The organism is Bittarella massiliensis (ex Durand et al. 2017), assembly GCF_017566145.1.
GTDB classification, from domain to species: Bacteria; Bacillota; Clostridia; order Oscillospirales; family Ruminococcaceae; genus Bittarella; species Bittarella massiliensis_A.
Map to the genome: position 1 here is coordinate 1 of NZ_JABFCL010000394.1, position 209 is coordinate 209.

Genomic DNA, 209 nt, shown 5'->3' on the forward strand with positions numbered 1-209 from the left:
ACAGTTGGTTTTCCCATTCGGCTGTCATGGTGGCAGATTTCAAGAAATCCGGTAAGATATCAATCAATATTATTCCGTCCTCTGTTGGAAGGATCTGTTTGCCTTTTCGTACCGCGTACTGGGAAGCGATCAGTTTTTCTATGATCCCTGCCCTTGTTGCCGGAGTTCCTAATCCTTTCTTTTCTGTGTCTTCATCAAATTCCTTATTT

Annotated in this window: 1 protein-coding gene; it reads right to left on the minus strand. The window is 42.6% G+C overall.

The annotated features are described in order from the left end of the window. Positions 1-209 (minus strand): DNA topoisomerase (locus tag HJY11_RS14795; RefSeq protein WP_243764590.1); only part of this gene is annotated, 209 nt, incomplete at both ends.